The 18,521-nt window shown below is 38.2% G+C and carries 22 protein-coding genes; 17 read left to right on the top strand and 5 right to left on the bottom strand.

Annotated features, from left to right (window positions below):
• Positions 1-1,245 precede the first annotated feature (1,245 nt).
• The 10 genes from G6W43_RS09895 to G6W43_RS09850 all read left to right on the top strand — a co-directional run bounded on the left by G6W43_RS09895 (position 1,246) and on the right by G6W43_RS09850 (position 5,065).
• Complete coding sequence (locus G6W43_RS09895; protein WP_141089379.1) at positions 1,246-1,533, top strand: hypothetical protein; 288 nt, start codon at positions 1,246-1,248, stop codon at positions 1,531-1,533.
• Between the two features lie 12 nt (positions 1,534-1,545).
• Positions 1,546-1,740, top strand: a complete 195-nt coding sequence (locus G6W43_RS09890) for a hypothetical protein (RefSeq protein ID WP_180997213.1) — start codon at positions 1,546-1,548, stop codon at positions 1,738-1,740.
• 26 nt (positions 1,741-1,766) lie between these two features.
• A complete protein-coding gene (locus tag G6W43_RS09885) occupies positions 1,767-2,204 on the top strand; it encodes a hypothetical protein (protein ID WP_103618034.1) in 438 nt (145 codons plus the stop codon).
• Between the two features lie 38 nt (positions 2,205-2,242).
• Positions 2,243-2,734: a hypothetical protein gene (locus tag G6W43_RS09880; protein WP_103618035.1), complete on the top strand. Its 492-nt coding sequence runs from the start codon at positions 2,243-2,245 to the stop codon at positions 2,732-2,734.
• Between the two features lie 84 nt (positions 2,735-2,818).
• The gene (locus tag G6W43_RS09875) at positions 2,819-3,202 is read left to right on the top strand and encodes an Imm41 family immunity protein (protein WP_103618036.1); all 384 of its coding nucleotides are present in this window, start codon (positions 2,819-2,821) and stop codon (positions 3,200-3,202) included.
• The gene (locus tag G6W43_RS09870) at positions 3,199-3,591 is read left to right on the top strand and encodes an Imm41 family immunity protein (protein WP_051267842.1); all 393 of its coding nucleotides are present in this window, start codon (positions 3,199-3,201) and stop codon (positions 3,589-3,591) included. Before G6W43_RS09875 ends, G6W43_RS09870 begins: the two co-directional genes overlap by 4 nt.
• A 34-nt stretch (positions 3,592-3,625) precedes the next feature.
• Positions 3,626-3,817: a hypothetical protein gene (locus tag G6W43_RS09865; RefSeq protein ID WP_103645123.1), complete on the top strand. Its 192-nt coding sequence runs from the start codon at positions 3,626-3,628 to the stop codon at positions 3,815-3,817.
• Between the two features lie 35 nt (positions 3,818-3,852).
• The gene (locus tag G6W43_RS09860; RefSeq protein WP_103645122.1) at positions 3,853-4,191 is read left to right on the top strand and encodes a DUF2614 family zinc ribbon-containing protein; all 339 of its coding nucleotides are present in this window, start codon (positions 3,853-3,855) and stop codon (positions 4,189-4,191) included.
• A gap of 75 nt (positions 4,192-4,266) precedes the next feature.
• Positions 4,267-4,629, top strand: a complete 363-nt coding sequence (locus G6W43_RS09855; RefSeq protein WP_103645121.1) for a hypothetical protein — start codon at positions 4,267-4,269, stop codon at positions 4,627-4,629.
• Positions 4,630-4,660: 31 nt separating this feature from the next.
• Positions 4,661-5,065 carry a hypothetical protein gene (locus G6W43_RS09850; protein WP_141090652.1) on the top strand — a complete coding sequence of 135 codons (405 nt, stop codon included), beginning with the start codon at positions 4,661-4,663 and terminating at the stop codon, positions 5,063-5,065.
• Positions 5,066-5,136: 71 nt separating this feature from the next.
• Here the strand turns inward: G6W43_RS09850 and G6W43_RS09845 are convergent, their stop codons facing one another.
• Positions 5,137-5,637 carry a DNA-deoxyinosine glycosylase gene (locus G6W43_RS09845; protein WP_107791360.1) on the bottom strand — a complete coding sequence of 167 codons (501 nt, stop codon included), beginning with the start codon at positions 5,635-5,637 and terminating at the stop codon, positions 5,137-5,139.
• A gap of 96 nt (positions 5,638-5,733) precedes the next feature.
• Here G6W43_RS09845 and G6W43_RS09840 point away from each other — a divergent pair, with 96 nt between their 5' ends.
• Positions 5,734-6,165 carry a hypothetical protein gene (locus G6W43_RS09840; protein ID WP_194169710.1) on the top strand — a complete coding sequence of 144 codons (432 nt, stop codon included), beginning with the start codon at positions 5,734-5,736 and terminating at the stop codon, positions 6,163-6,165.
• 31 nt (positions 6,166-6,196) lie between these two features.
• On the opposite strand, the gene nifJ is transcribed toward G6W43_RS09840, so the two are convergent.
• Positions 6,197-9,748 (bottom strand): pyruvate:ferredoxin (flavodoxin) oxidoreductase, encoded by a 3,552-nt coding sequence (gene nifJ, locus G6W43_RS09835; protein ID WP_194169709.1) that lies wholly within the window; start codon positions 9,746-9,748, stop codon positions 6,197-6,199.
• Positions 9,749-9,905: 157 nt separating this feature from the next.
• Here nifJ and G6W43_RS09830 point away from each other — a divergent pair, with 157 nt between their 5' ends.
• The 6 genes from G6W43_RS09830 (at position 9,906) to fldA (ending at position 15,998) form a co-directional block, all read left to right on the top strand.
• Complete coding sequence (locus G6W43_RS09830) at positions 9,906-11,081, top strand: sugar transporter (RefSeq protein ID WP_194169708.1); 1,176 nt, start codon at positions 9,906-9,908, stop codon at positions 11,079-11,081.
• Between the two features lie 85 nt (positions 11,082-11,166).
• Positions 11,167-12,558, top strand: a complete 1,392-nt coding sequence (gene dcuC / locus G6W43_RS09825; protein ID WP_194169707.1) for a C4-dicarboxylate transporter DcuC — start codon at positions 11,167-11,169, stop codon at positions 12,556-12,558.
• A gap of 7 nt (positions 12,559-12,565) precedes the next feature.
• Positions 12,566-14,329, top strand: a complete 1,764-nt coding sequence (locus G6W43_RS09820) for a M3 family metallopeptidase (RefSeq protein WP_103618043.1) — start codon at positions 12,566-12,568, stop codon at positions 14,327-14,329.
• A gap of 137 nt (positions 14,330-14,466) precedes the next feature.
• Positions 14,467-14,778 carry a DUF2325 domain-containing protein gene (locus tag G6W43_RS09815; RefSeq protein ID WP_002939277.1) on the top strand — a complete coding sequence of 104 codons (312 nt, stop codon included), beginning with the start codon at positions 14,467-14,469 and terminating at the stop codon, positions 14,776-14,778.
• A gap of 3 nt (positions 14,779-14,781) precedes the next feature.
• Positions 14,782-15,495: a UDP-N-acetylmuramate--alanine ligase gene (locus G6W43_RS09810; protein WP_103618044.1), complete on the top strand. Its 714-nt coding sequence runs from the start codon at positions 14,782-14,784 to the stop codon at positions 15,493-15,495.
• Between the two features lie 11 nt (positions 15,496-15,506).
• Entirely contained in the window at positions 15,507-15,998 is a 492-nt protein-coding gene (fldA, locus tag G6W43_RS09805; protein WP_012001166.1) for a flavodoxin FldA, read from the top strand.
• 28 nt (positions 15,999-16,026) lie between these two features.
• On the opposite strand, the gene G6W43_RS09800 is transcribed toward fldA, so the two are convergent.
• From G6W43_RS09800 to G6W43_RS09790, 3 genes are all read right to left on the bottom strand, one after another.
• Complete coding sequence (locus tag G6W43_RS09800; protein ID WP_103618046.1) at positions 16,027-16,764, bottom strand: amino acid ABC transporter ATP-binding protein; 738 nt, start codon at positions 16,762-16,764, stop codon at positions 16,027-16,029.
• Complete coding sequence (locus tag G6W43_RS09795) at positions 16,764-17,432, bottom strand: amino acid ABC transporter permease (protein WP_103618047.1); 669 nt, start codon at positions 17,430-17,432, stop codon at positions 16,764-16,766. The genes G6W43_RS09800 and G6W43_RS09795 overlap by 1 nt, the downstream gene beginning before the upstream one ends.
• A gap of 11 nt (positions 17,433-17,443) precedes the next feature.
• On the bottom strand, positions 17,444-18,521 hold a 1,078-nt coding region (locus G6W43_RS09790), incomplete at its 5' end, for a hypothetical protein (RefSeq protein ID WP_194169706.1).

Raw genomic sequence — 18,521 nt, 5'->3', positions numbered from 1 at the left:
TTCGAAAGATTTGTAATAGAACATGATTTTTCCAGTTTGGGTGATAATTATGTTATTCCGGCTATTATCAGCCTGGTAGCTAGTTTTGCATTTTTTATCTTGCCTTCTGTTCCGCAAAAAACATCAAAAAATGCCCGAGTAATGCAAATTTTCATTTTATAACACCAAAATCCAAAAAGAGAAATCAAAAAAAGAAAATCAAGAATTTGCTAAAGGTTAAAAATGTAAAATTAAAGGATAAAAGCAAAAGTTGGCGGATTTTGAACTAATTGGCAAGGTTTGGAGTAAGTCCACTTTTCAGCATACAAAGTGACAGGATAACAAGTGGACTTAATATCTATTTTTTTAATATCAAATTTAGTGCTTTATTTAATACTATATATAAGTAAGCGATTTATGATAAATTTCATATATAAATTTCTGAGATTTTTATCTACGTTATGTATTGTTATAGGTTTTGCCATACTTGTCTATTTTGCTTGCTATATTGTCTATTATCACAACAATTGGTTAGAAATAAGCACTGGAATATTAATGGCCATGATAGTTGTTTTTTTTATGAATATGATCTGGCCAGCCATTATATTGATAGATTGGCAAAATAATCCTAAGCACTTTTCTGGCTATTATCAACTCTTTTTGAATATATTTCTGATAGTTACTATTTTTTTGATGGGGGATAACGTTGGCTTTTAATAATATTGGTCTAATTTTCGGATCTATTGCAAGTTTTATATTTTTGATTTTTTGGCTAAAAGAGTCTAAAAACAAGGGTCGAAAATTTATGATTAGATACTTGTTTGTTTTTGTTGGTGCTATAATGATCATCCTAACAAATTTTATAAAAATTCCTAAAATTGTAGCATATGGCCTAGGTGATAGAAATTTACTCTATATCGCATTTGCTTGTTTATGTCTTCAGCTCATAGTTGATATTTACTATCTTGCTTGTTCTTTTTTTGTAAATTTAAACAAATTGATAGATAAATACAAATAATTCTTTTATGAGTCTTAAGCAGGTGGATTCGAGGGGTAATAACAAAAATAGAAATTCTGGAACAAGCGGAGAGCCTTTAAAGTAGGCTAAAAAAGATGTAAAAATTAGTTATTGCTCAAAGTGGTAGAAATTTGTATCAACAAAAGCACTGGCGTTTTATATAGTCTTGATGAATTACATAATACTTGGGAACATATTGATAATAAAAGTAGGCATTTGTGAGAGGCTAATGGGTAGGGGTGCAAAAGGTGAAATCTAAACCAAAAACTAATATTTGTGTTATTTATTATAATAAATTTGATGATAGTTTTGTAAAATCTGTCCCTATTGAAAATTGTACGTTAAATTATATTGAGAATGTTTTATTAAATGTCTATCCAGATGAAAAACATATCCAATTAGATGAAAATGGAAATGAATACCTAAGCGGAGCTTACGATGTAACGCCAGAGATAAACAAGATACTGTTTGAAAAATTTGGTATTGAAGTAGATATAGAAAATTTCAGTTGCCAACTAGAAGAAGAATATGAGTAAAATGAGTTAAATATGACTACTAATATTTATGTAAAAATACTAAATGAAAATATACCTGTTTGGCGTCCAGTCAAAGCAGTTTGCTTAAAGGAAAATTTTTTTAAGATAGTAGATAAGACCGATTTTGAAAAACTTGACGAGATGCTAGAATTTGGTTTTATGATATTGTTGTATGCAAAAATAGCAATGGCAATTTTTATGCTGTAAAACTATATTCATAAAAGGAGTTAGTATTGGCGATTTGGCAATGTGATTTTTACATTTTACCAAGCAACAGCGATGAGGCAGTTTTAAATTTAGAAACATTTGATGATTCTATCTTTTGGCATAAAGTATCAGTTAATAAAGAAATTTTTAATAGTGTTGCTTCTATTTTGCCACAAGTAAAATCATGGTCGGACAGCTTGGACATTTATGGCAATCTAGAGGATAGCTGCCTACAGATCTCTTTTGACAACAATGGATTGGTAGATGGGGCATTACTGCGTATAAATTTCACTAGTGAATATAAAGATATTTTAAAATTTATCATATCGCTCTGTGTCAAAAATGATTTTGAGATACTAACTAGCGAGCTTCAGAAACTGCCACTTTTGTATTCACAAATAGATCAATATATTGCTGGTTCTAAACGAAAAGAAAAATTTATGAAGTTGCAGAAACCTATTTAATTGATTTTGGTCAGCAAAGAAGGCAAGGTACTAAGAAAATGAAGCGTTTTATTTTGGATATATTTGATAGAAATTTAAACGAAGATGAAGCTCAAGGATATTTTAAAAATAGCTTTATGGAAATGGGTGATGAAGAGAAAAGCTATTATTTAGGCAATGAAGATAAATATTTAAAATTTTTTCTAGCACTTTTTGCTATCAAAGAAAAAGCATCAACAAGAATTTGTTTTTGCAACTATAAAAAAGCTACAAAGCTTCTTTTTGATGCAAAATATTCACAAAGCAGATTAGAAAATTTACTTAGAGCAAAAAGTATAACTTGCCAAGAAGATATTGAAATTTTTACAATGCTTAGTTTTAGGGACGCTTTTGGCGTGCAGTTTGCATATCGTATATATTTTCCTGAAATTTGTATCTATATCGCATCTTTGAGTGATTATTATTATATGGTTTATTGCAAAGATGAAAGCGAAGAGATAATAAAAAGAATAGCTATAAAATTTGGTCTTTGTTTGAGAGGTCTTGCCTAAATTTGTTGTGAATTAATAATATAAAGATTTTAAAATTTGGAAAATCAAATTTTTTTTAAAAAACATAAATGGAGCAGGCGATTGATGAAATTTGAAAATTTTTATAAAAATGTAAAAACAAGTAAGTATTTTGATAAGGATTCATTTATAGGACAAATAGTTCTTAGCGGCATATGGTATGATGATAAATATTGGCGACTAGAAAAAGATCTGCTTGAAATTTATGATACATATAAATGTGAAGTAAAAATTCCAAGAGAACTGTTTGCAGGGATAGTGTCTATATTGGATGTTTTTATTATGCATAGTACTCAAGAGCTTATATTTGAGAAAAAGTCTATCAAAAAGCCATATCTATCATTGGAATTTGACCCAAAAGAGAGACTGAAGGTGATAAGTAGCTACATATTTGGAATATATGATGGCGATATTAGAAGTGTTGATTTTGATTACATAGAGGACTTATGAAGTATTTTTATAAAAATTTAGCATATGAAAAATGCTATGATGAGAACTCATTTGTTGCAGGTCTTATGGATTATTTTGAGTGGAGTGATGAGAAGTATTGGCTATTAGAGAGCGACCTTATAGATATATATAAAAAATATCATAAAAAAGAGCTACCGATTAGGATAATGAGGGGCATAGTTTGGCTATTGAATACCCCTTTATATCACTTTGGCCCTTTCAAGGTAAAAACATGTGAGAGGTCTTTTAAAAAGAAAAGCAACTATCTAATCAGTCCTTTGAGACCCAGCATATCTGATAGAGTTAATAGGCTCAGGTCTTTAATCTTGACCGTGTCTCTAGATGATGATAAATTTTTCTATACAGATTTTATATATGCTCCAAAATAAAAGGTATGACGGTAATCTGATTAAAGGAGGTAAAATGAACTATTTAATAGGTTTTGTTATTTTTGCTGGAGGGCTGTCTATCATAGTGGATCCGGCTCCACCGATAAATATTTTTGGTATACCAAAAGGAGATACTATTCCTTATGGTCTAAATATACCAGTCGGATCGATCATGGCGTTACTTGGCTTGCTTTTTATATATAGGGAGCTAAAAAAAAGTAGTTGAAGGGTTGCAAATTTGGCTTTTAAAGGTAATGAAAAATGAGTAATTTCTTTATATCTATTGGATTTTTGATAACTGCTATTCAAATTTTTACTAGCAAGAAAATAGCGAGAGCATATGATAGTACCGACTACTCTTTGATGGGAGATTTCTACTTTCTTTCTGGTGTGGCGGCATTAGCGGGCGCCATATTATTTTTTTGGCTTGGATATAGGTCTATTAAATTTAAAGATATCAAGAAAGAATTTGAATGCAAATGGTGTAATAGCTGTGGCAAAGCTATTAAAGTCGGCAAAGATATCTCTTGGTGTCCAGACTGCGGCAAGCCACTAACTAAATTTAACGACAAGCACGGTAAAAAAGCATCTAAAATATAGGCTCTTTCATTGGCTATGTAAATTCCATATAAATTCATTTAAAATTTAGGCGATATTGCCAAGATAGGGAGTGGAATGGAAAAAGGTGAAAGAGTAGCTGTGGGTTGTATATCGTTTGTAGAGCTCGTTTTATGTATGGTCTATGGGAAGTACTATATTAGGGGCTGGAGTGAAGCCGATCTTCTCTCGGTCTCCTTTTTTGTTTGCACTTTTATCTATTGTGTTGCGCCATTTTTTGTCAAGAATAGCAAAGCAAGTGGCTTAATTAAATTTGACCTTCTGTCGTTCATTGCATTGCTCTTGATATATCTACTAGGCTTTAGGCTTATCTTGAATATTTTTGATGGCTCTTATATAAAATATATAGCTATTTTTATATTTACTATTTTGGCTGCAAGAGTAATACTAAATTTGTTTGCAAAATATAAAAATAGTTAGCTTTTGTATTAGTGAAGATTTAATTTTTATAATGTTTTATATATTTAAACGCATAGGCTGGTCTTTTATAGGATTTATGTGCTTGCTTGACTGTATATCTATGCTAATACATAAAAATGTAAAGGTAGGCAAAAAATTTTTTAAATTTGACGATGCTGGTTATTTATACTTGCTACCAGCATTTGGATTTTTGGTGCTAAGCATCTATGGTTTTTGGATGGCTTTTAGAAAAGAGCCACCAGTCGTGCAAAGACTAGAGGGTATGTGGTGCCCTGACTGCATGAAATTTTATAATATAGGTGAAACTACATGTGAAAAGTGCGGACAAGAGCTGCTAAAGTGCTATAACATACACTATGAAACAAGGGCAAAACCAAAAACTGGGCCGCTGTTTAGATCAAAGCCTAGAAATAAAAAGCGAAAGTTAAAGAGGTAAGTTTATAAATTTTATAATGCAAAATGGCGCAAGGCAAAAATAATTTAAAGGTAAAGTCATTTTGATTTTTGTTATTCTAGCGCTCTAGCTATCATCGACCACTCGTTTGCAAGCTTTTTAAGGCTAAATTTAGCATTTGCAGGGCTGGTTGATGGTAGTTTTATCACTTCATTTTTTGTCGCTTTTATGATCTCGCCTTCTAAGTATTTTTTGCAAATTTCATAAGCCTTGCCACCATTTGCATAGACTTGCTTAATATTTGCCTCATTAAATAATGGCTTTAAATTTACAGGCACGATCTTGCTCATCTTGGCATCGCTTGAGCCCTCTATCTCGCATGATATCGCCGCGTCATATATCGCGATGTGGTGAGAAAGTAGAAATTTTATCTTTTCATCCGTGCTCGCAGGCAGCGGAGCGTTTAATATCCCAGCCAACACCTGCCAAAAGCGGTTTTGCGGATTTGTATAGTAAAAGCCAAATTTACGAGATATGACAGATGGAAATGAACCAAGGATCAAAATTTTAGAGTTTTTGTCAAAGATTGGCTTAAAAGAGTGCGTTTGGCTCATATTTTGCCTTTTAAATTTATGAATAATTTTAGATAATGATATATAAAATTTGCTTTAGAAGTTAAATTTTAAGGAGCTGCAGTGCCTTGGCGCAAGATGAGGTTTTTCGATAAGAGCTGGACAAGTGGCGATCTAGACGATGATGAGTTTAAAAAGAGGATAGAGGATTATGACTCGTATATAAAGTCTTTTTATGGCGAGCTAAAGACGCTTGAGAGAATTTTTGTAGATCTAAATTTTAGTGACGCAAAGATAGTATCTTTTATCTTTATGAAAAGTGGCGCTAGGGCTAAATTTTATATCGGAGACTTGCAAAATGGCTACTACGAGCTAAGTGTCCTTTTTAAAAATTTTTATATAGATGACAGCGCTCTTGACGAGATCATAGCCAGTGAAGTGGCTTTTGCGGAGAAGAAATTTTATTTTTCATATATCATGGGCGATCTTAAGGAGCGCCATTTTGCCTTTGACGAGATATGCAGTATTAAATTTAAAAAGATTTCAAGCAAGATGTATTCTAGCTGTTAGAGTAAATTTTAGGTGCAAAAGCACCTAAAATTTAATTGATTTCGTCGCTAAAGTCAGCTAGGCTTAGGCGTTTTAGCTGGCGGTAGCGTCTTTGTGCGTCGGCTTTGTTTTTAGCTAGTAGCTCGTCTGCGTGCTCAGGGTTGGTCTTTTTAAGCGAGTTGTAGCGAACCTCGTTTAGCAAAAACTCTTCATAAAGCGACCAATCAGGCTCTTTTGATGTGATTTTGAGCGGATTTTGTCCCTCTTTTAAAAGGCGCGGATCGTATAGGTATGTCGGCCAGTATCCGCATTTTGTGGCGAGTTCGCCTTGGCCACCAGACTGCGACAAGCCACCTTTGATGCCGTGAGCGATGCACGGAGAGTAGGCGATGATGAGGCTTGGGCCATCATACGCTTCGGCCGCTGCGATCGCTTTTATCACGTTTGCTTGGCTCGCGTTTGAGTTGATCTGCGCTACGAAAATGTTGCCGTAAGTCATCGCGATGTAGCCAAGGTCCTTTTTCTGAGCTGGCTTGCCGCTAGCCGTAAACTGCGCTATCGAGCCTGCGCGGCTTGATTTAGAGCTTTGGCCGCCAGTGTTTGAATAAACTTCGGTGTCAAGCACTAGCACGTTTACGTTCTCACCGCTTGCTAGCACGTGGTCAAGTCCGCCAAAGCCGATGTCATACGCCCAGCCGTCGCCGCCGATGATCCATTGCGACTTTTTGACGAGAAATTTCTTAAGCTCTAAAATTTCTTTAACGCCTGGCGCGCTTAAATTTTGCTCTAAGATAGGCAATAAATTTTTCGTGATCTCTTGCGTTTTAACGCCATCATTTTTGAAATTTATCCAGTCGTTGTAAAGCGCTGAAAGTGCGTTTGGCACGCTATCTATGTTGTTTCTCATGATATCTTCGATGCGGTGGCGCATGGTCTCCATCGCTACGTTCATACCCATGCCAAACTCGGCGTTATCTTCAAATAGTGAATTTGCCCACGCAACGCCCTTGCCTTCGTCGTTTGTGGTGTACGGAGTAGATGGGGCAGAGCCGCCATATATCGAGCTACAACCAGTCGCGTTTGCTACGATCATACGCTCGCCAAATAGCCTTGTTATAAGCGTGATATACGGAGTTTCGCCGCATCCCGGGCAAGCGCCGTGGAATTCAAAGAGCGGCTTAGCAAAGCCAACGCCCTTAACGCTCTCTTTGTTCATAAGATCGTCTTTGTAAGCGACCTTTTTAAATAGATAATCAGCATTTTCTTGCTCGTTTTTGCCTAACTCTTCTTCAAGCGGCACCATGACGAGCGATTTTTCTTTACTTGGGCAGTTTTGCGCGCATAGCTCGCAGCCGGTGCAGTCTAGCGGGCTTACTTGGATTTTATATTTTAGTCCCTTGACCTCTTTGCCTTTTGCATCTAGGTTGTGCTCTTTTACGCCTTGTGGTGCTGCGCTAAGCTCGTTTTCGTCTATTAAAAATGGCCTGATTACAGCGTGTGGGCAGACAAATGCGCACTGGTTGCACTGGATGCAGTTTTGCTCGATCCATTTTGGCACCATGACGCCAACGCCGCGCTTCTCGTAAGCCGTCGTGCCAGCTTCAAAGTGGCCGTCCTCGTAGCCTATGAAGGCTGAGACTGGCAGGCTGTCGCCTCTGGCCGCATTTATCGGTTTTACGACGTTTTCGATGAAGCTGTTGCCGATGTATTTTTCCTCTTTTTGCTCATTATCTGCTAAATTTGCCCACGCAGGATCGACTGACACTTTTATGAGCCCGTTTGCGCCAACGTCGATAGCGTTGTAGTTCATCTGCACGATCGCCTCGCCTTTTTTAGCGTAGGCTTTGTGTGCGTACTCTTTCATATATTTTTGCGCATCTTCAAATGGTATGATGTCTGCAAGCTTGAAAAATGCCGACTGCATTATGGTATTTGTGCGGTTTTTAAGGCCGATGTCGTGTGCCAGCTTTGTTGCGTTTATGATGTAGAAATTTATATTTTTGCTAGCTAAAATTTTCTTAACTTTATTTGGCAGCTTCGCTATGGTCTGCTCCGCGTCCCAGATAGAGTTTAGTAAAAACGTGCCGTTTTCTCTTATGCCGTCAATGACATCGTAAATTTCAAGATATGCTGCGACTGAGCATGCTACAAAGTGTGGGTTTGAGACGAGATAGGTCGAGCGGATCGGCTTTTTGCCAAAGCGAAGGTGTGAGCGTGTGTAGCCGCCTGATTTTTTACTATCGTAGGCAAAATATGCCTGCGCGTAAAGATCAGTCTTATCGCCGATGATCTTTATCGAGTTTTTGTTTGCGCCCACGGTGCCGTCAGCTCCAAGACCGTAAAATAAGCACTCTTTAACGCTTTCGTCGCTTAGTGAAATTTTCTCTCCAGTCGGTAGCGACGTAAAAGTTACGTCATCAACGATACCAACTGTAAAGCCGTCTTTTGGCTCGCTTTGGCTTAAATTTTCAAATACAGCTAGCATTTGCGCAGGATCGACGTCCTTTGAGCTTAGGCCGTATCTGCCGCCAACGATCACTGGAGCGTCCTTTTGGCCGTAAAATGCAGCTTTTATATCAAGATATAGCGGCTCACCAAGACTGCCAGGCTCTTTTGTACGGTCAAGGACGGCTATGCTTTTTACGCTCTTTGGCATCACGTCAAAGAAATATTTTGTGCTAAATGGGCGGTACAAATGCACCTTGATGATGCCCACCTTTTCGCCTTTTGCGTTTAGATAATCCACGACCTCTTCAAGAGTTTGCGTAACTGAGCCCATGGCTACGATGACACGTGTCGCTTCTGGGTCGCCGTAGTAGTTAAACGGCTTGTAGTCACGACCAGTGATCTTTGAAATTTCAGCTAGGTAGTTTGCTACGATATCTGGCACTGCGTCATAAAAGCGGTTGCTTAGCTCTCTTGTTTGAAAATATATATCGTCATTTTGCGCTGTGCCACGAGTTTTTGGGCTCTCTGGGCTTAGCGCTTCGTCTCTAAATTTTTGCAGTGCCTCGCGGTCAAGAAGTCTATCAAAGTGTGCGTAGTCAAGCACCTCGACCTTTTGAATTTCATGGCTCGTTCTAAAGCCGTCAAAGAAGTGTAAAAATGGCACTCTGCCCTTTATCGCCGCTAAATGCGCGACGCCAGCGATATCCATCACCTCTTGCACTGAGCCGCTTGCTAGCATAGCAAAGCCGGTTTGACGACAGGCATAGATGTCTTGGTGGTCGCCAAAGATTGAGAGAGCCTGTGCTGCTATCGAGCGAGCTGAGACGTGGATGACGCCGGGGAGGAGCTGGCCTGCTATTTTATACATATTTGGAATTTTTAAAAGTAGGCCTTGAGAAGCTGTGTAGGTCGTAGTTAGCGCGCCAACTTGTAGCGAGCCATGCACCGTGCCAGCTGCACCGCCTTCGCTTTGCATTTCGACCACTTTTACTGGCATACCAAATAAATTTTTCTTGCCCTGCGCTGCCCAAAGGTCAGTGTAGTCAGCCATAGGCGAGCTAGGAGTGATAGGGTAAATTCCAGCTACTTCGGTAAATGCGTATGACGCGTAAGCTGCGGCCTCGTTTCCGTCCATAGTTTTCATTATTTTTGACATATTTCCGCCTTAAAATTATCTTAAAAATGGCTTTATTATAAGGAAATAATCCAAAATTTGTCATTAATCTCTATCATTAAAAAATTAAAATTTATAAATAACTAAGATGTAAGTCAAATTTTAATATTGTAGGGGACAAAGTAAAAAGGATGAAATTTTGATAAATATTCATAAAATAGCCTATCTAAGGGTTATCGCGCTAGCTTTTGCAGCTTTTATATTTAATACAACTGAGTTCGTGCCGGTGCCGCTTCTAAGCGACATAGCAAAGGATTTTGGCATGAGTACGGCTGATACTGGGCTCATCATCACGATATATGCGTGGAGCGTGACGATACTCTCGCTACCATTTATGCTTTTAACTGCAAATTTAGAGCGAAGGTCGCTGCTTTTAAAGGTTTTTATCATTTTTGTCGCTTCTCACGCACTTTGCGCGGTCGCTTGGAATTTCACGGTTTTAGTCATAGCTCGCGTGCTAATAGCCATCTCACACGCCATATTTTGGTCGATTACCGCCTCGCTTGCCGTCAGGGTCGCACCTATCAATAAAAGCTCGCAAGCTCTGGGACTTTTGGCACTTGGCACATCGATGGCGATGATACTTGGCTTGCCGCTTGGTAGAATTTTAGGCGATAGCTTGGGCTGGCGTGTCACATTTGGGCTCATAGGGATCTTTGCTGTGGGTGTTGGCGCTTGGCTATATAAAATTTTACCACTTTTGCCTAGCAAAAACTCAGGCTCGCTAAAAAGCTTGCCAGAGTTAGCTAAAAATGGCTTTTTGATGGTGATATTTTTGCTAACTGCTATCGTTATCAGCGCGCATTTTAGCACTTATAGCTACATCGAGCCATTTGCTAAAGATATTAGCGGCTTTGATGGTAAATTTATCACTATATTTTTGCTTTTGTTTGGCGTCGCTGGTATCGTAGCAAGCGCACTTTTCTCTAAATTTTATAAGCTCATACCAAATGCTTTTACAGCTATCTCAATAGCGATCATTTTAGCCTGCTTGATTGCGTTAAATTTGATCGCTACAAACGAGACTTTTATGCTTGCGCTTGCCTTTATATGGGGGCTTGGCATAGCTGGGATAAATATGAGCTTTCAGATAAAGGTGCTAAGCTTAGCCTCAAATGCCACAGATGCTGCTATGGCGATATACTCAGCTATTTACAATATCGGCATAGGAGCTGGCGCACTCATCGGACATCAGACGATAGTTCGCCTTGGAGAGCAAAATATCGGCAACGTTGGTAGTATTTTTGCAGCGGTTGGGCTTGTCATCTTTCTCGTTGCGGTGGCTAAATTTAGGGCAAAAGAGCTCAAAAAGTAAATTAAATGAAAATTTTTATTTTAGTTTAATAAAAGCTTTTCTGCACTAGAATTTGACCAGTTAAATTCGCTCAAAGGAGTATAAAATGGCTTTTGGGGGTATTATAATCGGTCTAGTGACCCTTTTTGTAGTGGGGTATGCCATCATTAAAGGCAAATACGCGCCACTCGTTCTCTTTCTTTCTGGCGTTTTTATGCTGATCTGCTCGGTCATGCTTGGCACTGGGCACTTTATGCCAAAGCAGGCTGTGCCAACAGGAAATGAGTATTTTAACATCGTAGAATTTATACGCTACATGTTCTCAAATAGGCTTTCAAATCTTGGCCTTATCATCATGTTTATGGTCGGTTTTGCAAGCTATATGACGCACATCGGAGCAAACCACGCCTTCGTTGGTATCGCAACAAAGCGCTTTAAGATGATAAAAAACCCTTACATCATGGTCTTTGTCGCATTTTTGGTCGCAAAGCTCATTAGTATGGTTATCATCAGTGCCGTTGGGCTGGGCGTTTTGTGCCTTGCTCTGCTTGGGCCTGTGCTCATCTCGCTTGGGCTAAATAAACTAACAGTAGGCTCGATCTGTGCTATGTCTGGAGCCGTTTCGCTGGTGCTTCTTGGCGCTTCTACGGCCGCTGCTGCAAAGGCTACGCAGCTTAATATTCTGGATTATGTATTTACCTATAAAATTCCAGCAGGCCTGCCAACGACGCTGGTTATTGGCATCGCTCTAGTTTTTTGGAACAGATATCTGGATAAAAAAGAGGGCTGGGTTTGTAGCGAGCATGTGGGCGATGTTATGGAGTTTGAGGGGACAAAGGACGAGCTTAAAGAAGCGCCTAAAATTTACGCACTACTACCCTTTTTGCCGATGATATTAGTCGTTGTATTCTCACGCTACGCTATCACTTCTATCAAGCTTGATATTTCAGCCATTATCATCATCTCAGTTGTCATTGCCATGATATTTGAGGCGATAAGGTGCAGGTTTAAATTTGACGTTATTGCTGATGGGCTCAAGGTCTTTTTTAACGCTATGGGTAAGAGTTTAAGCGGCGTTGTCGTTTTAATCATCGCAGCTGGCGTCTTTGCAGAGGGTTTTAAGGCTCTTGGTATGATAGATGCGATCATAAAACTTGCAAATACTCTAGGGCTTGCTGGCTTTGGCATGTCGGTGCTTTTTGTCGTTATCACAACGCTAGTTACCATCATCTCTGGCTCAAACGGAGCGAGCTTTTATCCGCTCATAGAGATGGTGCCACAAATCGCATCTAAACTAAATGTAAGCTCGGTCATGCTGGTACTTCCTATGCACCAAGCCTCAACGATCGCCCGCCCGATCTCGCCAGTATCAGGCGTAGTCATCGCCATAGCCGGCATGCTAAAGTGCAGCCCAATGGATATCGTAAAGCGCTGCAGTGTGCCTGCTATTTTGGGTCTAGTAAGTCATCACATTTTTGTATTTTTACTTTCATTGTGAGGACGGTATGAAGCGAGTTGTTTGGGACTTTAGCGATGCTTATGGCGACATTGATAGTGCTAAATTTAAAGAGGCGTTTGAAAATTTAGAAGCGCTTATCTTAAAGGCTAGAAATTTAGCCAGCAAAAAAGAAGGTTTAAACTTAGCCATAAATGCTTATGAGCTTGCTTTTTGCGAGCTAAATTCACTTTTGGCGTTTTGCAGGTGCAAGGCGAGCAATGACGTAAAAGACGAGCGAGCAAGCGCTGCGGAGATCCCACTTTTGATGAGTGGGATAAATTTAGAAAAAGCAAAGCTAGCCATTTTTAATGCCATTGACGAGCTTGAAGGCTCAAATTTATTCTTTAAAAGTGGTGAGTTTGAAAAGATAAAGCCACTTTATGATGAGTACAAAAATAGCTATCAGCGTATACTTAGCGCAAAAAGTGGCGAAATTTATGATCAAATTTCACTTAGCAATTTTGCGCCGCTTTATGGCATATTTAGGCACCTAAACAACCTCATATCAGTAAAAGCAGTAAATAGCTCTGGCGAAAAAAGCACCTATAGCTACGTAAAATGCGCTGGCATTTTAAAAGGCTCGCCAGATCAAACTCTAAGAAAGAGCGTCTTTTGCGGGCTAAAAGAGCACTATGAAAAGCATGCAAATTTATACGCAGATTTGCTAAATATGCTAGCTGGCTTTAGGCTTAGTAAATTTAATGCCGCAAAAACCGACTTTTTAACGCCAAGTCTGGAGCAAAATAAGATCAGCAAAGATACGCTTGAAGCGATGTTTGAGGCAGTTCGCATGAGGTTAGAGAAGATAAGAGAGTGCGTGAGCCTTAGGGCAAAGTACCTTCCAAACGGCGAAATTTACGCTTGTGACCTTTTGGCTCCCTCGCCATTTGCTAGCAAGGATAAATTTTCCTACGAAGAGGCTATAAATTTGATCCTTGCAGCACTTAGCAAGGTTGATAATGAAGCTTGTGAATTTGTTAATATGATGCTAGAAAAGGGCTGGATAGAGGCTGAGGTGCGTGACAATAAAGCGGCTGGGGCATTTTGCGTTTGGCTTGGTAAATTTAAGCAGCCGCGACTTTTTTCAAGCTATACAGGCGCTCTATCTCACGTCATACAGCAGGCTCACGAGCTAGGCCATGCTTGGCACTACTGGCTTATGCGCGACATCTGTGCACTTCATCAAAAGCCGCCTATGAGCTTGGCTGAGTGCGCTAGTACGTTTAACGAAGCCCTGCTTAGAAATCACCTTAGAAAAAGCAGTAGTGATGATAAATTTTGCTTTGATATCCTTTGGCAGGAGCTAAAGTCAGCAGCAAATTTCATGTTAAATATCGGCGTTAGATATGAGTTTGAAAGCACCTTTTTAAAAGCCAGACAAAATGGAGTTGTGAGCGTTAAAGAGATAGAAAATTTTATGCAGATGGCTTGGGATAAATTTTATGGCGAGACGACAAAAGATAGTGAAAATATTTTGCCTTACTTTAAGCTGCATTTTTACAAAACAGATCAATATATCTACAACTATCCTTATATGATCGGCTATTTGATATCGCAGTTTTTAATAAGCGAATTTGAAAATGATAGCGGTAAATTTCTGGCAAGATATAAGGCATTTTTGATGGATAGTGGGGTGATGAGCGTCGAAGATCTTTTGCAAAAACACTTCAAAAAAGATGCTAGAAGAAGCGAATTTTGGCTTCAGTGTGTGGACCATGCTTTGTGCTACGCAGATGAGTTTAAAAAGCTAGAAAAGAAAATAAACTTCTAAATTTAACATCCCAAAACAACCAAAAACGTTACAAATTTCTACAAATAAGTGATAATAAATATCATAACTAAGAATAATTTTAGCTAAGCTTTTTTATAATCGTTATCATAAAAACAAATAAAAATTAGGAGCTTGTTATGTCAGTTTTAGTTATCGGAGCAGATGAGATAACGCCTATTAAGGCTGTTTTGCATGATTTGGGAGCTGAGAAGATAGAGCACTGGGATGCTAGAAACGAAAACCGCGTAAATCGCAAGCCAATCCCACAAGATACTGAGTGCGTGGTGATGCTAACTAGCTTTTTAAACCACAACACGATGAAGACCATTAAAACTCAAGCAAAAAAGAGAAATATCCCTATCGTTTGTGCTAAAAGAAGCGTTAGTTGCGTATTTTGCGAGTATTGTAAGGTCTTTGGCCTAGATAAGGAATTTGGATGCAAAGAATAATCGATGAAGTTCGGGTTTTTATCAGATATTGGCGAAATAACTCCAAGTATTTTTGCAAAGCTTGACAAGCTTTCGCGTGCGAAAATTTTTATCGCACTTTATAATGTTGGCGTTGAAAGCGAGCTAAAGATCCCGCTTTCTTACGCTAAATTTCTAAATTTCAAAGACATTTTTGAGGCTAGGATAAATTTCTTACTGCGTGATAAATTTTTAAATTTCAAACCAGTTGATAGCTTTTGCATGCCTTCAAACATCGTTATAAATGCTTATTTGAGAAATGATTTTAAAGGGTTGAAATTTGTAGCAAAAGAGCCAAAGATGGCAGCTGCAAAGATGATAAAGATGCTTTATAGAAGCGGGGAATTTGAGTTTTTCATTGACGCAGCGCAGATGTTTTGCCAGTTTGTTTATGATAAAATACGCCTCCGCCATCAGGACAAAGAGGTCGTGCTAAATGGCGGTGTCATCTCGGTCAAAAAGGGTGGCAAAAATTTGCTCAGCGTCATGCCAAGCTTTAAAAGGGTGAGTTTTGATGATATGAGAAATTTAAACGACGACATCGATGCAGCCGTTTGCGCGCTTGGTCACGAGTGCGAGATGGTCTATATAGTCTGCCCTAGAAATGAGGAATTTAGGCGGCACGTTGAGGTTAGGCACTGCTTTGCAAGAGGGTGCATAAAGCTCGTGCCTTATACGATTATTAGTAAAATTTTTTAAAAAGGATAAAAATGATAGGTATAGTTTATGGAAGCAGCATGGGAAATACCGAAGATGCAGCAAAACTTATAAGCGAGGGCTTGGGGCTTGAAAACGAGCTTCTAAACGTCTCTGACGTAGATGCAGCGAAGCTAAATAGCTTTGATAAGCTCATCCTTGGCACATCGACTTGGGGTAGCGGCGATCTTCAAGATGACTGGGATGCGTTTGACTTTAAAGCGTTAAATTTAAGCGGTAAAACGGTCGCTGTTTTTGGCATGGGCGATAGCGAGAGCTACTCTGATGAGTACTGTAACGGCATGGCAAAGCTTTACGATGAGGTTGTAAAAGCAGGTGCAAAGGTAGTTGGCGAAGTTAGCACTGACGGATATACATTTGATGGCTCTGATGCTGTAAGAAATGGTAAATTTGTAGGTCTAGCGCTTGATGCTGATAACCAGAGCGACAAAACTGAGGGTAGAATTTCAGCTTGGATCGAGCAGATAAAACCATACTTTGCGTAATTAATTTAGCTAGATCTTCTAGCTAAATTTATATATCCATAGCCGAGATGAAGCTTTTTATCCTCTCATTTTGGCTGTTAAAAAACTCATCTACCAAGCCATCAAACGCGATCACGCCTTTATCTAAAAACAAAATTCTATCAGCTATCTTTCTAGCAAAATTCATATTATGAGTGACGATGATCATAGACTTTTTCTCTTTTGCAAGAGATAAGATGACCTTTAAAACTTCTGCCTCAAGCTCTGGATCAAGCGCACTTGTAGGCTCGTCAAGTAGCAAAAAGTATGGATTTACAGCTAGCGCTCTAGCGATGGCCACGCGCTGTGCTTGTCCGCCTGAGAGCCTGTTTGGATAGGTATCTTCTTTGTGGCTAAGTCCTACTTTAGCTAAAAGCTCTTTTGCCTCTTTTATCGCTTCGTTTCTATCCTTTTTTTGAACGTAGATCGGAGCTTCGGTGACATTTTGAAGCGCTGTTAGGTGCGGGAAGAGGTTGAAGCTTTGAAAGACCATGCCTGTTTTTTTGCGAATTTCTAAAAGCTCTTTTGAGCTAAGCTTATCTTTAAAATTTACACTCCTGTCATCTACCTCTAAAGTGCCACTTTGTGGGATCTCAAGTAAATTTATGCATCTAAGAAGTGTTGATTTGCCACAACCAGATGAGCCAACTATCACGGTCGTTTGCCCCTCTTTAAAGCTTGTGTTTATGTTATCTAGCACCAAATGATCGCCGTAAGATTTGCTTATATTTTTAAAATTTATAGCCATTAGACATACCTTGAGACAGCTTTTTCAAGCCTTGATTGAAGATAGGTTAAAAGTGTGCAAACCACTAGATAGATGAGCGCTGCTAGGATGTAGAGGATGAGTGGCTCAAAGGTCCTTGCTGCGATCCTTTGAGCGACCATAAACATATCTACCATCGTTATAGAAGCTGCTAGTGAAGTGTCTTTAACAAGGCCTATAAATGTGTTTGAAAGCGGAGGGAGCGAGATCCTCACTGCTTGAGGTGCGATGATGCGCTTTAAAATTTGATAGTGTGTCATGCCAAGTGATATGGCAGCCTCCCACTGACCTTTTGGCACAGAAAGTATAGCAGCCCTTACAGACTCAGACGCATAAGCACCCACGTTTAGGCTAAATGCGATAGTAGCAGCGCTCCAAGTATCAAGCGTGACACCGATGCTAGGAAGCCCGTAAAATACGATGAAAAGCTGCACAAGAAGCGGCGTACCGCGAAATATCCAAACGTAGGTGGCAAATATAAATTTTAAAATTTTTATATTTGAAAGCCTCGCTACTGCTGTGACAATGGCGATGACAAGCCCTAGCGAAAACGAGAGCAAAGTAAGTGGGATCGTCACTTTTAAAAGCGCGATGATCATCGGTAGTGTCGAGCTTGAAACAAGCTCGATCACTCTATCTAAATTTTCCATTTTTGCCTTAACTATTCCTTATTTTTGAAGATATAAAAAAACATACATAAAATTATTATGAAAAATATAATTGGTAGATATATGTTGAAAGCTTCTAGATTACTCTCTGAACCAAATAATGGCAATATGCCTTTTGCTTTTTGCAAGAACTCAACGCTTAATAAATTTAGATAATCATTCCAAACACTTAGAAGTGCGATGAATTGAAATAAAGTTATAAATAAGAGTATCTTGTTTTGTCTTTGCTCCATTTTGGAGCTTTTCTTGGTATAAATTCTTGCTAGATAATCTTTAAAATAGACAACATATTCGTTTGAAGTTTTGATCATATTTTCTATATTCCATTTTTCTTCTATTGCATGGTAAATTTTACTATCAGCTTCAATAGAAAGTTTAAATTTTTGATTAAAAATATTTAGATTTTCGATTTTATTTATTATTGCATCGATTTTATCGCTGTATTCTGATATTTTTGATATAGAGTTATCTTTTAAGATATTGTCATTATAAAATTCGAGTATTAAATTTATCTGTTTAGATAAATAAAACCAAAGGTACTGCATTTGAAATTGTATTGGTATGTATCTGTATTTATCTTTTTGATTTTGTAATATTATCGTATGAAAGCGACCATTGAAAAAGTATAAATTATCGTGTTTTGAGTTTGCTGATTTTATTTTTATAGGAGAACTATAGTTTTGATTTCTTTCAGCTAATGAGTTTAAATTTAATAAATAATTTGAGTATTTTTCGAACTCTTTATCATTTAGGTTTTCTAAGATAGCTACATTTGTTATATTTCCGCTATTATTTAGTATTTTAAGGCTATCTACACTATCTTTGAGGTTAAAATTTGCATCTATAAATTTTTTTGCCTCTTTGATCAAGTTGTTTTGCAAATTTAAGATAATAGACGGCAGATATGAGTTATTGGTTTCTTTAACGAAGATATTGCGAATACAATTATAAAAATCTAATTTGTCTTGTTCGTGTCTAGTGACATTTTCTATATTATTTAATGGCAAAACAAAGTCAAGCTCATACACTATACAAAATTGAAATAGCCTGTAATCAAACATTAAATATGCT

Origin of the sequence: Campylobacter concisus (assembly GCF_015229965.1) — a bacterium.
Lineage (GTDB): Bacteria > Campylobacterota > Campylobacteria > Campylobacterales > Campylobacteraceae > Campylobacter_A > Campylobacter_A concisus_BD.
Note: the sequence above shows the minus strand (reverse complement) of the source record. Positions and strands in the feature narration are given on the sequence as shown.

What these genes read in the sequence shown, in the direction of transcription:
- G6W43_RS09855 (WP_103645121.1), top strand. Translation starts at nt 4,267, where the DNA reads ATGGAAAAAGGTGAAAGAGTAGCTGTGGGTTGTATATCGTTTGTAGAG.
- G6W43_RS09800 (WP_103618046.1), bottom strand. Translation starts at nt 16,764, where the DNA reads ATGGCTATAAATTTTAAAAATATAAGCAAATCTTACGGCGATCATTTG.
- G6W43_RS09875 (WP_103618036.1), top strand. Translation starts at nt 2,819, where the DNA reads ATGAAATTTGAAAATTTTTATAAAAATGTAAAAACAAGTAAGTATTTT.
- G6W43_RS09840 (WP_194169710.1), top strand. Translation starts at nt 5,734, where the DNA reads ATGAGGTTTTTCGATAAGAGCTGGACAAGTGGCGATCTAGACGATGAT.
- G6W43_RS09795 (WP_103618047.1), bottom strand. Translation starts at nt 17,432, where the DNA reads ATGGAAAATTTAGATAGAGTGATCGAGCTTGTTTCAAGCTCGACACTA.
- G6W43_RS09870 (WP_051267842.1), top strand. Translation starts at nt 3,199, where the DNA reads ATGAAGTATTTTTATAAAAATTTAGCATATGAAAAATGCTATGATGAG.
- G6W43_RS09820 (WP_103618043.1), top strand. Translation starts at nt 12,566, where the DNA reads ATGAAGCGAGTTGTTTGGGACTTTAGCGATGCTTATGGCGACATTGAT.
- G6W43_RS09815 (WP_002939277.1), top strand. Translation starts at nt 14,467, where the DNA reads ATGTCAGTTTTAGTTATCGGAGCAGATGAGATAACGCCTATTAAGGCT.
- dcuC (WP_194169707.1), top strand. Translation starts at nt 11,167, where the DNA reads ATGGCTTTTGGGGGTATTATAATCGGTCTAGTGACCCTTTTTGTAGTG.
- G6W43_RS09860 (WP_103645122.1), top strand. Translation starts at nt 3,853, where the DNA reads ATGAGTAATTTCTTTATATCTATTGGATTTTTGATAACTGCTATTCAA.
- nifJ (WP_194169709.1), bottom strand. Translation starts at nt 9,748, where the DNA reads ATGTCAAAAATAATGAAAACTATGGACGGAAACGAGGCCGCAGCTTAC.
- G6W43_RS09850 (WP_141090652.1), top strand. Translation starts at nt 4,661, where the DNA reads ATGTTTTATATATTTAAACGCATAGGCTGGTCTTTTATAGGATTTATG.
- G6W43_RS09865 (WP_103645123.1), top strand. Translation starts at nt 3,626, where the DNA reads ATGAACTATTTAATAGGTTTTGTTATTTTTGCTGGAGGGCTGTCTATC.
- G6W43_RS09845 (WP_107791360.1), bottom strand. Translation starts at nt 5,637, where the DNA reads ATGAGCCAAACGCACTCTTTTAAGCCAATCTTTGACAAAAACTCTAAA.
- fldA (WP_012001166.1), top strand. Translation starts at nt 15,507, where the DNA reads ATGATAGGTATAGTTTATGGAAGCAGCATGGGAAATACCGAAGATGCA.
- G6W43_RS09890 (WP_180997213.1), top strand. Translation starts at nt 1,546, where the DNA reads ATGACTACTAATATTTATGTAAAAATACTAAATGAAAATATACCTGTT.
- G6W43_RS09810 (WP_103618044.1), top strand. Translation starts at nt 14,782, where the DNA reads ATGAAGTTCGGGTTTTTATCAGATATTGGCGAAATAACTCCAAGTATT.
- G6W43_RS09880 (WP_103618035.1), top strand. Translation starts at nt 2,243, where the DNA reads ATGAAGCGTTTTATTTTGGATATATTTGATAGAAATTTAAACGAAGAT.